The following is a 13,236-nucleotide window of genomic DNA, read 5'->3' on the forward strand; positions in this document are numbered from 1 at the left end:
TGCGCTACTTCGTCGGTAGCGCGGCGGCCTGTGGGTCGGGAGCAACCCCGTCGTGCATCGTCAGAGCCTGACCGCGCCCGAGAGTGGGACCGCTGCCGAGCAAGTGCAGGATCGCCCACGGCGCCGGTGCGGGTGGCCCGAACCCCAGCGCCGACGCGGCTTCACTGCCCTCGACGCCGTAGCGAACCCCGGTGTCTGCCACGAAGAAGACGCTGTCCTGACGGGTACTCGACGTCGAGATTCCCGTGCCGCGGACGAACCCGCCACTGCCGGGTGCCAGATAGACCTGATCCACGGCGTCACCTCCACCATCGGCCTGAGCCAGCGTGACCGGTTGTGCGCCGGACTCGAGCGGTAACCCGCGACCGGCGGACTCCACGAGCCGAGCCGTCGGCCCGCCGTCGGCCACCTCGAGCGGTTCCCAGGTGAGACAGTTGACAGGTCGCTCACCGGCGTCGACGATCACGGGGGTCGTCGCCGGAAACGTCGAGACCGAAAGCCCCACCGAGGTTTTCGGCGCATCTCGGAGAACGTCGGGGTTGACCGCTGCGATGTCGGGACTGCCTTGCGAGTCGGTGAACTTGATGAGCAGTGCAGCCGTTTCGCTGATCGCTTGAATACCGTCCTCGAGTACGACGTAGTACTGGACGTCGCGACCGGCCACCTTGACGACCGAACCGATTGGTCGACCGTCGAACGGAAACTGCGGAGCCTCTCCCGCGCGGGGAATGAACGGTGCCGCGACAGCGGGCGACTGCGGCACCGAATTGAGTAGACCGGCACTCACCGGTGACGGTGTGGCATCCTCGAGCCCGAGTGCACGGATCACTGCCCGGTCGGCCAGATCGACCGGCGACTTCGTTCCGTCGTGCACGAGGTACGCCGTTCCGTTCGAAGTCCACAGGAATGCCTCGGTATCGGCAAGTGGCGCTGCGCTGTCGTCGTACCGGAGATCACCCGCGACGACCGTGGTCGAGGTGACCCCTGCGATCGGATCGAGTGTGTCGCACACAGTCCATGCTTCGGCGCGACCATCGGGGTCGTGCGGCAGTGCCGAGGGAGCGCCAGGAATCCCCACCAGCGCTCCGCGAGGCCTCGAGGCGAGTTCGGATTCCTTGACCGTCAACGGGTCGTCGGGCTTGCCGACCACCAGTCTGGCCGACGCGAGATTGAGCACCGGGTGGAACACGTCGTCCACTTTCACGAACATGGCGGCCGAATCCTTACCGACCACGATCGACGCATCGCCGATCTTGTCCTGCGGCCGAAACAGTGCAAGCGCAGCGCATCCCGCCAAACCGATACACGCGATCACGACGCCCACCAGCAGTGCACGGGACTGCGACTTCATCGGATCGTGCAACATTCGGGCATCACGCCTGATCAGCGCGTGTTCCATTCGGCGAACGAGAAAGCGGTAGCCGCCAACCTGCCACTTCGTTGTGGGCGTCGACGCCACAGTTCCTCCCCAGGATTCGATCGGACCCGATCCCCATTCGAGTCACGCGACACAGTACAGTTCGTCCGCACACCTCGGCGACCGCTTCGGCGGCGATCGATGGGTACGGCAACCTTCGGGGGGAGGGTTCGGATGGCACGTACGGGTTCGATCGGGCTCGGGCGAACCGCGATGCCTTTCGCCGCGCTTACGCTCCGACGCGTGATCACGGCCGAGATCGCTGCAGTGGCAACAAGTCTTGCGTTGCTCGCAGGGCAGGTGCGGCCATTGTGGGCACTGGTCGCCGCTGCGGCGGTGGCACTCGTTCCGTTCGTGACCATTCGCCGCAGACCGATCGTCGACTGGTTCCGGGTCCTCTGGCGGTTCCTCGCGAACCGTTTTCCCGAGGTGGGTGTGACCACCGACCATCACGACACGACGGGCCAGGCTGTCGGTGTCCACTGGCAGCGCAACACGGTCAGCTGCATCATCGAGATTCTCCCGCCCGCGCACACGACGACGGTTCTCGGCAGGGCGAGCGCGGACACGCGGTACACCCTCCCCATCGAGACGCTGGCGTCGTGTCTTCGGCAACACGACATCGCCGTCTCGTCGATCGACATCGCTGCACTCGGATTTCGCAGCTCACCCGGTTCTGCTTCCACCGAGGTGTACGAGGGACTCATCGGTCCGCTACCCGCTGTGGCGATGCGGACGGTATGGGTAGCAGTCACTCTCGACGTGCGGTCCAATGCTCGGGCTATCGAGGTCAGAGGCGGAAGCCGGGCCGGGGCAGCGCGCACCGCCGTCGTGGCGACCACGCGCGTCCTGCGTGCTCTTCAGGCCGATGGCCTGTCCTCGCGCCTGCTCACAAGCGCAGAACTTCGATCGGCTGTGTTGCACCTCTGTAGGGGAGTGAGTACCGACGATCTGACACAGACGTGGTCGACGGCACCCTTGCCGGGTGTGTCCAGCGTCGGCTTCGGAATGGACTGCAGCGCAATCACTGCCGAAGACATTGCCACTCTGTGGTCGACGCCGTCCCTGGGGACGACGATGACCTTCCACCTGCAGCCGACCCGCGACATCGGAAAGCTTCGCATCCGTGGATCGTGCAGATTCGCCGCCCGTGCCCGAGTCGCGAAACGTTCGGTCCGCGGATTGACCTCGATGAGCGGAAGTCAACGAGACGGTATCTTCGCACAGCTACCGCTGGCAGTACCCGGGCTGAAGTCCTTGTCCCCCAATAGAACTCTCGAGGTGTCGAGCCTGGACGACCTGGCCCTTCCGGTGAGCGGTTGCGGCCAGCTCCTGGGTTCCGACACCGCCGGACACGGTGTCGCGGTGCGATTGTTCGGGCCGGGCCTGGCCCGAGTGCGGATCGCCGGGGAACTCTACCTTGCTCAGCAACTGCTGTTCCGCGCCATCGCTACGGGAGCCAGAGTTCTCGTTCGGAGCGACCGCCCACACGCATGGCGATCGCTCCTCGACGCGATAGGCGCCCCCGACCGCCTGTCTGTCGACGGCCACACTATCCGATCTCGGACGTCGTACGACGTGATCCTGAACGACTTCGCGGACGGATCAGAACCGACCGACCAGCAACGACTTTCGGGTGTGACCGTGATGTCGTTGACCGAGCATGTACCGCGCAACGACGGCACCGAACATGTGCGCGGACTGCCACGGCCGGAGTGGGACGTGTCGATAGTTCAACCGCACGCCTCGGGCGACCAGATCAGGGTGCTCTCGGGACCGCTAGACGTCGAACTGACACTGGTGACGATCCCTCAGGAGACGGCGTTCATCGGTCGGCCACGAAGTCTGCGCTCAGCCGTGCGTGCTTGACCAATTCTCAGCCGGGATAGTCGATTCGCCCCCGTCCGCCGGCCACCGCACCGGCCCACCATTCGACTTGATCGAGCAGTCGACCCAGGGCATCGACGGCAGCGGCATCGTCGATACCACCCTCGTCGTCGAACCGCTTGCGTACACGGTGCACCGATACGGCGTCTCGAACGGACACCATGTGCAGTTCCGCAGTGATCTGTCGTAGTTGTTCGGTAGCTCTGATTCCGCCGCCGAGGCCTCCGTAGGACACGAATCCGACCGGCTTGGCGCGCCACTCGTACTTCACGGTGTCGAGCGCCGTCTTCAACGATCCGGGAACGCCGTGGTTGTACTCGGGCGTGACGAACACAAACGCATCGCATGCCCCGATCGTTGCGGTGAAACGCTCGGTGTCGTCGTTCGGGACCAAGTTGCCGGGCAGTTCGAAGTCGGCCAGGTCCACGTCGACCACCTCGATGCTCGCGCGCTCGGCGGCAACGCTGCGGACCCAGGCCGCGACCGTGGGTCCGATGCGCCCGGCGCGGACACTACCGACGACGATGGCTAGTTGTATCGGCTGCATCGTTCCGACAGTAGCCCGGGCTGCGGTTCGTCAGCCCTCTCCCCCGCAGCATCCGTCGGCCGAGAGCGCAGTTCGCACCTCTCGGGTGGCCGCGTTTCGTGCAGCGAGCATGTCGGACGGCGGATAGTCGACGCGGACCAACGAGAGTCCATGTGCCGGAGCCACTGTGACCTCACTGGACCGTTCGCGCCGCGTCAACAGCGACCGCGCCCAATCCGGAGTGCGACGTCCTTCCCCCACAGCCTGCATTGCACCGACGAGGCTACGCACCATCGACCAGCAGAACGCGTCGGCGCTGACGTACGCGGTGAGCCGATCACCGTTGCGTTCCCAGTCGAAGCGCTGCAGTTCTCGCACCGTGGTGGCACCGTCTCGCCTCTTGCAGAACGCTGCGAAATCGTGCAGCCCGATCAATGCCCGCGACGCCTCGCGTACTGCGTCCAGATCGATGGGCCGTGGCCAGGACACGACGCCGGCGACGTCGAGCGGGTCGACTCCATAGAGCGCGGTGCTGAATCGGTACTCGTAATGTCGGCGATAGGCCGAGAATCGGGCGTCGAAATCGCGGGAGACGGTGCTGATTGCCCGTACCCGAACGTCGGTGGGCAGAAACCGGGCCATACGTCGGATCAGTCGGTCGTGATCATCCGGAACGTCGACGGCATCGAAGTGTGCCACCTGACCGGTTGCGTGTACTCCAGCGTCGGTTCGGCCGGCGACGGTCAGCTCGATCGGTTGCCGGAGCACGGTGGAGAAGGCTTGTTCGAGCACGCCGCAGACGGTGCGGATACCCGGTTGACGCGCCCATCCGGAAAAGTTCGTGCCGTCGTAGGAGATGTCGAGCCGAATTCTGGTGGGTACCGACAAAGCGGGCCCGCCTTCCCCTGGGGGAATGGCGGGCCCGCTTCGATCGTGCGCGGAGCTCAAAAGGACTAGTCCTTCTTTGCTTCCTCGGCCTCGGGGGCGTCCGACGCGTGAGCGTCGTTATCCTCGATGCCTTCGATGACGGCGTCGGCGTTCGCTACCTCGGAGTCCGTTGCGTCGGCTTCGACAGCCTCGACGACGTTCTCTTCGGTCGCTTCCTCGGCCGGAGCCTCGGTTGCGGCGGGAGCAGCCTTCGATGCCTTCACGCGGCGCGCGCGGTCGGCTTCGTTGGACACCGTCTGCTCGTTGACGAGCTCGATGATGGCCATCGGCGAGTTGTCACCCTTGCGGGGGACGGTCTTGATGATGCGCGTGTAGCCACCGTCGCGATCGGCGAAGAAAGGCCCGATCTCGGCGAAGAGCTTGTGCACGACATCTTTGTTGTTGATCGTCTTGAGAACCTCACGACGATGGGCCAGATCACCCTTTTTGGCATGGGTGACGAGCTTCTCGGCGTGGGGACGAAGGCGCTTGGCCTTCGACTCGGTGGTGGTGATGCGGCCGTGCTCGAAGAGTGACGTCGCCAGGTTGGCCAGGATGGCCTTCTGGTGCGACGCCGACCCGCCGAGACGGCGGCCCTTGGTGGGCTTGGGCATGATGAATCTCCTAGTAAGAGCTCCAGCGAGCTGATTACAGCTGTTCTGTCTCGGCGTAGTCCTGCTCGGCACCTTCGGTGTCGCTGAAGGAGCCGGCGTCGGTGTCACTCCACGTACCCGTGGTGGCGTCGTAGCCAGGCACGGTGGTCGGATCGAACGACGCGGGGCTGTCCTTGAGGGAGAGGCCGAGCGAATGCAGCTTGACCTTCACCTCGTCGATGGACTTCTGCCCGAAGTTACGGATGTCGAGCAGATCGGACTCGGTACGACCAACCAGCTCACCGACGGTGTGAACACCTTCGCGCTTGAGGCAGTTGTAGGAACGGACGGTGAGGTCCAGATCCTCGATGGGGAGTCCGAAGGAAGCGATGTGATCGGCCTCGGCGGGCGAGGGTCCGATCTCGATGCCTTCTGCTTCGACGTTCAGCTCACGGGCGAGGCCGAAGAGCTCAACCAGGGTCTTGCCCGCCGAAGCGAGCGCGTCCCGCGCGGTGATGGAATTCTTGGTTTCCACGTCGAGAACGAGCCGATCGAAGTCGGTGCGCTGTTCGACGCGGGTGGCCTCCACCTTGTAGGTGACCTTGAGCACGGGCGAGTAGATCGAGTCGACCGGAATACGGCCGATCTCGGCACCCGATGCCTTGTTCTGAACGGCGGGGACGTAGCCGCGACCGCGCTCGACGACGAGCTCGATCTCCAACTTGCCCTTGTCGTTCAGGGTCGCAATGTGCAGATCAGGGTTGTTCACCGTCACGCCGGCCGGGGGAACGATGTCGCCTGCGGTGACAGCGCCGGGGCCCTGCTTGCGGACGTACATGGTGACCGGTTCGTCTTCTTCGGAGCTCACGACGAGACCCTTGAGGTTCAGGATGATGTCGGTGACATCTTCCTTCACACCGGGGACCGTGGTGAATTCGTGGAGAACACCGTCGATACGGATGCTGGTGACAGCAGCGCCGGGGATCGACGAGAGCAGGGTGCGGCGGAGCGAGTTGCCGAGTGTGTAACCGAAGCCGGGCTCGAGCGGCTCGATGACGAATTTCGAGCGGTTGTCGGCGATGACCTCTTCGGTCAGCGTCGGGCGCTGTGAAATGAGCATTGTGTGTTCCTCCTGTACGGACGTCCGCTATTTGACGCCCACGTGTGGAGGCGAAGACGCATGTGAGCCTCGCGAGGAGACTCACATGCGTGCTGCGCCTTACTTCGAGTAGTACTCGACGATGAGCTGCTCCTGGAGCGGCACGTCGATCTGTGCGCGCTCCGGCACCCGGTGAACCAGGATGCGAAGACGGTTGGGAACGACCTGCAGCCACGGTGCGACCGGACGATCGCCGTAGCTCTCGCGGGCGATCTGGATCGGCAGTGTCTGTGCGGACTTCTCGCGGACATCGATGATGTCGTACTGCGAGACGCGGTAGCTGGGGATGTCCACTCGCTTGTTGTTCACGAGGAAGTGGCCGTGGGTGACCAGCTGGCGTGCCTGACGACGCGTGCGTGCGAGACCTGCACGGTAGACGACGTTGTCGAGACGAGTCTCGAGGATGGTCAGCAGGTTCTCACCGGTCTTGCCGGCGGCCCTGTTGGCTTCCTTGTAGTACAGACGGAACTGCTTCTCCATGACGCCGTAGGTGAAGCGAGCCTTCTGCTTCTCCTGCAGCTGGAGCAGGTACTCGCTCTCCTTGATCCGCGCGCGGCCGTGCTGGCCCGGCGGGTAGGGACGACGCTCGAATGCCTGGTCGCCTCCGACGAGGTCGACGCGCAGACGACGCGACTTGCGGGTGATAGGACCGGTATAACGTGCCATTTTCTAAACCTTTCCTTCCCGCTAGACCCGACGCCGCTTGGGCGGACGGCAGCCGTTGTGCGGCTGAGGGGTGACATCGGAGATGGTGCCGACTTCGAGGCCAGCGGCCTGAAGCGAGCGGATAGCGGTCTCACGGCCGGAGCCGGGACCCTTGACGAACACGTCGACCTTCTTGACGCCGTGCTCCTGTGCCTTGCGCGCAGCGTTCTCGGCTGCGAGCTGTGCGGCGAACGGAGTCGACTTGCGCGAGCCCTTGAAGCCCACGTGTCCCGAGGACGCCCATGAGATGACGTTTCCGGCGGGGTCGGTGATCGACACGATCGTGTTGTTGAACGTGCTCTTGATGTGCGCAGATCCGTGCGGGACGTTCTTCTTGTCCCTGCGACGCGTCTTCTGCGCCTTCTTCGGACCGGTACCGCGTGCTTTGGGGGGCATTACTTCGCCTTCTTCTTGCCGGCAATGGTGCGCTTGGGTCCCTTACGGGTACGCGCATTGGTCTTGGTGCGCTGTCCACGGACGGGCAGACCACGACGGTGGCGAAGACCCTGGTAGCAGCCGATTTCGATCTTGCGACGGATGTCGGCCTGAACCTCGCGGCGCAGGTCGCCCTCGACCTTGAGGGACTCGTTGATGTAATCGCTGAGCTTGCGCAGATCGTCGTCGCCGAGATCCTTGCTTCGCAGGTCGGGGCTGACGCCCGTCGCTGTGAGGATCTCCTTGGAGCGGGTACGGCCGACGCCGTAGATGTAAGTCAGTGCGATCTCCATGCGCTTTTCGCGCGGCAGATCCACACCTGCGAGACGTGCCATGTGGCATTTCCTTTTCTTGTCCGGAGGTCTGCTCCCAGTCCGTCCCCTGTGTCCTTCTCACCGCTGGGGTGTGAAGCGTCTTTCAACCAACTCAGTGGGGCCCCGGCCTCCGTGCCGGGGGTATGCCGCAACGCGTGTGTCACGGTTGGTGCTGGGAGGTCATCTTCTAGCTGTTGCCAAGCCGACGTGCGAAAAGCTCGGTGGTTATCCCTGACGCTGCTTGTGACGCAGGTTGTCGCAGATCACCATGACTCGCCCGTTACGACGAATCACCTTGCACTTTTCGCAGATCTTCTTGACGCTCGGCTGAACCTTCACGTCGTTGATCTCCTGTGTGTAGCTCGGCCCCACTGCGTGCAGCGGCTCCGAGCATGGTTCCCCCCGACCGGACGTGGCCGGGGAAGCTCTTACTTGTAGCGGTAAACGATGCGTCCACGCGTGAGGTCGTAGGGCGAGAGCTCTACGACGACGCGATCCTCGGGAAGGATGCGAATGTAGTGCTGACGCATCTTTCCGCTGATGTGAGCGAGTACCTTGTGGCCGTTTTCGAGCTCAATGCGAAACATCGCATTGGGCAGTGGTTCGACTACTCGGCCCTCTACCTCGATAGCACCGTCTTTCTTGGCCATATCCTCCGCGATCCTGGCTCTCACACCTGGTTGATTGCATCTGTTTCCGTTACCGTGATGCGCACTGACCGACCCGATCGCTCGAGCCTGCGTGTCGCCGGAAACGCTCGCAGCCCGTGCGGGCACGCGAACATCCGGTACGCAGGGCGCACCGTCGATCTATGTTACCGGCAAACACACATCTGGCCAAATGCGCGCGAAGCGGGCACGAAACACCTCGGCTGGCCACGCTCGTTCAAAGAAGCTAACGTTTCGTCCGCCCATAATCGTGCAGAGTCCGAGCCCGCAAGGTGCACTCTTGAGTTCCAACCCGTCCGGAGACAGCCCAGCCGTCTCCGTGATCATTCCCGTACACAACGCCATGGATTTACTCGGCCAACAATTGAGCGCGCTCGCGCATCAGGATTACGACGGCTCGTTCGAGGTCATCGTCAGCGACAACGGCTCGACCGACGGCGTGTGTGAGTTCGTGAAGAGCCACGAGCTACGGACCCGACTGAATCTGAAGTACGTCGATTCGTCCGGCACCGCAGGCGCGTCCTTCGCGCGCAATCGCGGGGCGGAGGCAGCAGACGGCCCACTCCTGGCTTTCTGCGATGCCGACGACGTCGTGCACCCGACGTGGCTGCGGCGCATCACTGCCGAGCTCGAGCGCTACGACCTCGTGGGAACCGGCCTGAGCACCGAGGCACTGAACTCGAAATCCACGCGAGCCGCCGTTCCGTTCGCCCCACCTTCGAATCAGGGCAAGTCAGCATTTCGACCGTTCGTCATCGGAGCGAGTATGGCGTGCCACGCGTCGACCTACCGAGATCTCGGAGGGATGCTCGAATTCGTTCATGCCAGCGAGGACATGGAATTCTCTTGGCGCGCACAGCAATCGGGCGCTCGCCTGCACTTCATAGCCGAGCCGCTGGTCGAATATCGTCTGCGTACGGGCTACCGAGACAATTGGGCACAAGCGGGGGCACTCGGATACGGCTCGGCCCACGTCCGCGGGATGTACCGGGCGAGCGGATGCCCGCCGTTCCGAGTCCGTACAACGATCGTCGCGCTGCTCGCGCTTGCACTGCGAAACCCACTGCTGCCGACCGCACTGACCCGGATGCCGACGCGCCTCTGGCTACGTTTGACGGCTGCCCACCTCGGACTCATCCGAGGGGGCCGTCGTTACGGATCGTTGGCCTGGTAGTTCTAGCTGGGCCGAACCGTCAGGATGCGTGGCCCGTCCTCGGTCACGGCGACCGTGTGTTCCCAGTGCGCCGAGCGCGATCCGTCGGTCGTGACGACGGTCCACCCGTCCTCGAGGATATCGGTGTCGTAGGTCCCGAGAGTCAGCATCGGTTCGATCGCGAGCGTCGATCCGACCACCAACTCCGGGCCCTTGCCCGGTGCACCCTCGTTCGCCAGGAATGGATCCATGTGCATCTCGCGGCCGATTCCGTGGCCGCCGTAGCCGTCGACGATTCCGTACTTTCGGCCGTGCGCTTTTTCCGCCGCATGCGTTCCGGACTCGATGGCATGCGAAACGTCGGTGAGTCGGTTACCAGGAAGCATTGCCGCGATACCGGCTTCCATCGACAGTCTCGTCGCCTCGCTCAGCATTGCATCGGCCTCGATGATGTCCCCGACGCCGAACGTCCACGCGGAGTCTCCGTGCCACCCGTCGAGGACCGCACCACAATCGATCGAGACCAGGTCGCCTGCAGCCAAAATCTCGTCTGCGGACGGAATGCCGTGCACCACACGATCGTTCACCGAGGAGCAGATGCTGCCGGTGAAGCCGTGATACCCGAGGAACGACGGAACGGCCCCGGCGTCCCGAATCACCGCTTCGGCTACTCGATCGAGCTCGAGTGTCGAGACCCCGGGACCCGCCGCGTTTCTGACGGCAACCAGCGCAGCACCCACGACCGCACCGGCAGCCGCCATGGCGTCGAGCTCACCTGCGCTGCGAAACGGTACGACTTTGCGTTTACGGCCGAACGCCATTACTTGCCGTGATCCTCGATGGACTTCAGCGCGCGAGCGTTGACCTCGTCCACTTCACCGATGGCGTCGACCGTGACGAGCTCGGCGGCGTAGTAGTCCAGCAGCGGTGCCGTTTCGTCTCGGTACACCTTGAGGCGGTTGCGGATGACGTCCTCTTTGTCGTCCTCGCGACCACGCGCAAGCATCCGTTCGACAACGACGTCCTCGTCGACGACGAACGACAGTACGGCGTCGAGCTTCGCGTTCAGATCGGACAGAATGCCCACGAGAGCCTCGGCCTGACCGACCGAACGGGGGAAGCCGTCGAGCAGGAAACCGTTGACGGCGTCGGGCTCGGCGAGACGGCTGCGGACCATGTCGACGGTCAGCTCACTGGGAACCAGATCGCCGGCGTCGAGGTACTTCTTCGCTTCGAGGCCGAGCGGCGTCTTCTCGCCGATGTTCGCGCGAAACAGATCTCCGGTGGAGATGTGCGGCACGCCCAGTTTCTCGGAGAGGAGAACGGCTTGAGTGCCCTTGCCGGCACCGGGGGGACCGAGCAGAACAAGTCTCACTTGAGGAACCCTTCGTAGTTGCGCTGCATGAGCTGGCTTTCGATCTGCTTCACGGTGTCCAGGCCGACGCTGACCATGATCAGCACGGCTGTTCCACCGAACGGGAGGTTCCCGCCTCCACCGGAACTGCCGATGTCGAGGAACAGGTTCGGTAGCACAGCGATCGTGCCCAAGTAGATCGAGCCGGGCAGCGTGATGCGGCTGAGAACGTAGTTCAGGTAGTCCGCAGTCGGCTTGCCGGGGCGGATACCGGGAATGAACCCGCCGAACTTCTTCATTTCGTCGGCGCGCTCTTCGGGATTGAACGTGATCGCCACGTAGAAGTACGTGAAGAAGACGATGAGACCGAAGAAGATCGCGATGTAGACGGGGTTGGCTGGGTTCACCAGGTACTCGTTGATGATGCGCTGCCACCAGCTGGGATCTGTTGCCGTGCTCGCAGACGTGAGCTGCGCGATCAGATTGGGCAGGTAGAGCAACGAGGACGCGAAGATCACCGGGATGACGCCGGCCTGGTTGACCTTGAGCGGAAGATAGGTCGACGAGCCGCCGTACATCTTTCGACCGACCATGCGCTTGGCGTACTGAACCGGAATACGACGCTGACCCTGCTCGACGAACACCACACCGGTGATGATGAGGAACGCTGCGAAGCAGACGAACCCGAACACCAGTCCGCCGCGGCTCTCGAGGATCGAGTTGCCCTCGGACGGGATGCGCGAGGCAATACCGGCGAAGATCAGCAGCGACATTCCGTTACCGACACCGCGCTCGGTGATGACCTCGCCGAACCACATCACGACGGCTGCGCCTGCAGTCATGACGAGCACGATGATGACGAGCCCGAAGATGGACTGGTCGGCGATGATGTCCTGCTGACATCCCTGGAGCAGCTGGCCGCGCGAAGCGAGGGCCACCAGGCCGGTCGCCTGCAGGATGGCCAGTGCGATCGACAGGTAACGCGTGTACTGCGTCATCTTGGCCTGGCCCGACTGTCCCTCCTTGCGGAGTTCCTCGAACTTGGGGATGACGACGGTGAGCAGCTGCACGATGATGCTGGCGGTGATGTACGGCATGATGCCGATCGCGAACACCGACAGCTGGAGCAGCGCTCCACCCGAGAACAGGTTGATCAACGAGTAGATGCCCGCCGAATCTCCACCGGAGACCTGGTCGATGCACGCTCGGACATTGGCGTAGTCGACACCCGGCGACGGCAGCGTTGCACCGAAGCGATACAGGGCCACCAGACCGAGCGTGAAGAGGATCTTCCGTCTCAGGTCAGGAGTCCTGAGGGCCGACACGAAGGCGGAAAGCAAAGATCCTCCTGGCACGACTGCGTTGACGCCGCGAGTGCTTCATCGGGAGCGACTGATGCTCCCGTGAGCCTCACGAGCATGGACTGCGGACGACATACGTCGACCGCATCGATACGAACTTCTCTGAACTCTAGAACTCTAACAGTGCGCATCGAACGTCCCGACGGTCAGTGTTGGACCCTGGCCGATCGGTCGACACACACGACATTGCGTGTAGGCAACGATGGCCGCAGCTCAGCTGCGAGAGCTGTGGCTGCGGCCATCGTCACGAACTGCTGCTCGAAGCGCTGCTAATCAGCACTTCGAAGCAATGCTCATACCTCGGTTGCAGAACCGCCGGCAGCGGCGATCTTTTCCTTGGCGGAGCCCGTGAACTTGTTGGCCGAGATATCGACCTTCACGGTGAGGTTTCCGTCTCCGAGAACCTTGACGAGCTCGTTCTTGCGAACGGCTCCCTTGGCGATCAGCTCGGGGATACCGATCTGACCACCCTCGGGGAACAGGCGCTCGATGTCGCGCAGGTTCACGACCTGGAACACGACACGGTTGCGGTTGGTGAAGCCCTTGAGCTTCGGGAGCCGCATGTGGAGGGGCATCTGGCCACCCTCGAAGCGTGCCGGCACGTTCTTGCGTGCGCCGGTTCCCTTGGTACCGCGACCTGCGGTCTTGCCGCGCTTGCCACCTTCACCACGGCCGACGCGAATCTTCGTCGACTTGGATCCGGCTGCGGGGCGCAGGTGGTGCAGTTTGATGGTCAT

General features: G+C 63.5%; 16 protein-coding genes. 2 read left to right on the forward strand and 14 right to left on the reverse strand.

All coding sequences use genetic code 11. From position 1 onward, the window contains the following. Positions 1-4: 4 nt before the first annotated feature. Positions 5-1,459, reverse strand: coding sequence for a type VII secretion protein EccB (gene eccB, locus CH305_RS26125; protein ID WP_094705476.1), 1,455 nt, complete (start codon positions 1,457-1,459; stop codon positions 5-7). Between the two features lie 132 nt (positions 1,460-1,591). On the opposite strand from eccB, the gene eccE reads away from it, so the two are divergent. Continuing rightward, the gene (gene eccE, locus CH305_RS26130) at positions 1,592-3,286 is read left to right on the forward strand and encodes a type VII secretion protein EccE (protein ID WP_179278410.1); all 1,695 of its coding nucleotides are present in this window, start codon (positions 1,592-1,594) and stop codon (positions 3,284-3,286) included. A 7-nt stretch (positions 3,287-3,293) separates the two neighbouring features. Here eccE and CH305_RS26135 read toward each other — a convergent pair whose 3' ends face one another. The 9 genes from CH305_RS26135 to infA all read right to left on the reverse strand — a co-directional run bounded on the left by CH305_RS26135 (position 3,294) and on the right by infA (position 8,613). After that, entirely contained in the window at positions 3,294-3,851 is a 558-nt protein-coding gene (locus tag CH305_RS26135) for an NADPH-dependent FMN reductase (RefSeq protein ID WP_094705480.1), read from the reverse strand. Between the two features lie 30 nt (positions 3,852-3,881). Then, positions 3,882-4,778 carry a tRNA pseudouridine(38-40) synthase TruA gene (gene truA, locus CH305_RS26140; RefSeq protein ID WP_094705482.1) on the reverse strand — a complete coding sequence of 299 codons (897 nt, stop codon included), beginning with the start codon at positions 4,776-4,778 and terminating at the stop codon, positions 3,882-3,884. 5 nt (positions 4,779-4,783) lie between these two features. Next, complete coding sequence (rplQ, locus tag CH305_RS26145; RefSeq protein WP_037147824.1) at positions 4,784-5,371, reverse strand: 50S ribosomal protein L17; 588 nt, start codon at positions 5,369-5,371, stop codon at positions 4,784-4,786. 34 nt (positions 5,372-5,405) lie between these two features. Next, positions 5,406-6,470, reverse strand: a complete 1,065-nt coding sequence (locus CH305_RS26150) for a DNA-directed RNA polymerase subunit alpha (protein WP_032376654.1) — start codon at positions 6,468-6,470, stop codon at positions 5,406-5,408. Positions 6,471-6,569: 99 nt separating this feature from the next. Then, on the reverse strand, positions 6,570-7,175 hold the full coding sequence (gene rpsD, locus CH305_RS26155; RefSeq protein ID WP_008718223.1) for a 30S ribosomal protein S4: 606 nt from the start codon (positions 7,173-7,175) through the stop codon (positions 6,570-6,572). 21 nt (positions 7,176-7,196) lie between these two features. Continuing rightward, on the reverse strand, positions 7,197-7,610 hold the full coding sequence (gene rpsK / locus CH305_RS26160; RefSeq protein ID WP_027496331.1) for a 30S ribosomal protein S11: 414 nt from the start codon (positions 7,608-7,610) through the stop codon (positions 7,197-7,199). Next, positions 7,610-7,984 carry a 30S ribosomal protein S13 gene (rpsM, locus tag CH305_RS26165; RefSeq protein ID WP_008718227.1) on the reverse strand — a complete coding sequence of 125 codons (375 nt, stop codon included), beginning with the start codon at positions 7,982-7,984 and terminating at the stop codon, positions 7,610-7,612. Before rpsM ends, rpsK begins: the two co-directional genes overlap by 1 nt. 204 nt (positions 7,985-8,188) lie before the next feature. After that, a complete protein-coding gene (rpmJ, locus tag CH305_RS26170; RefSeq protein WP_025347279.1) occupies positions 8,189-8,302 on the reverse strand; it encodes a 50S ribosomal protein L36 in 114 nt (37 codons plus the stop codon). Between the two features lie 89 nt (positions 8,303-8,391). Continuing rightward, complete coding sequence (gene infA / locus CH305_RS26175; protein ID WP_005140011.1) at positions 8,392-8,613, reverse strand: translation initiation factor IF-1; 222 nt, start codon at positions 8,611-8,613, stop codon at positions 8,392-8,394. 298 nt (positions 8,614-8,911) lie between these two features. Between infA and CH305_RS26180 the strand changes: the two genes are divergently transcribed. Beyond that, the gene (locus tag CH305_RS26180; RefSeq protein WP_179278411.1) at positions 8,912-9,805 is read left to right on the forward strand and encodes a glycosyltransferase family 2 protein; all 894 of its coding nucleotides are present in this window, start codon (positions 8,912-8,914) and stop codon (positions 9,803-9,805) included. Between the two features lie 2 nt (positions 9,806-9,807). On the opposite strand, the gene map is transcribed toward CH305_RS26180, so the two are convergent. The 4 genes from map to rplO all read right to left on the reverse strand — a co-directional run bounded on the left by map (position 9,808) and on the right by rplO (position 13,236). Further along, positions 9,808-10,605, reverse strand: coding sequence for a type I methionyl aminopeptidase (gene map, locus CH305_RS26185; RefSeq protein WP_032404668.1), 798 nt, complete (start codon positions 10,603-10,605; stop codon positions 9,808-9,810). After that, entirely contained in the window at positions 10,605-11,159 is a 555-nt protein-coding gene (locus tag CH305_RS26190) for an adenylate kinase (protein ID WP_094705486.1), read from the reverse strand. Before CH305_RS26190 ends, map begins: the two co-directional genes overlap by 1 nt. Beyond that, positions 11,156-12,478, reverse strand: coding sequence for a preprotein translocase subunit SecY (gene secY, locus CH305_RS26195; protein WP_032376651.1), 1,323 nt, complete (start codon positions 12,476-12,478; stop codon positions 11,156-11,158). Before secY ends, CH305_RS26190 begins: the two co-directional genes overlap by 4 nt. 314 nt (positions 12,479-12,792) lie before the next feature. Next, positions 12,793-13,236: a 50S ribosomal protein L15 gene (rplO, locus tag CH305_RS26200; protein WP_027496326.1), complete on the reverse strand. Its 444-nt coding sequence runs from the start codon at positions 13,234-13,236 to the stop codon at positions 12,793-12,795.

Origin of the sequence: Rhodococcus sp. 15-649-2-2 (genome assembly GCF_002258645.1) — a bacterium.
In the GTDB taxonomy this organism is placed as follows: domain Bacteria; phylum Actinomycetota; class Actinomycetes; order Mycobacteriales; family Mycobacteriaceae; genus Rhodococcoides.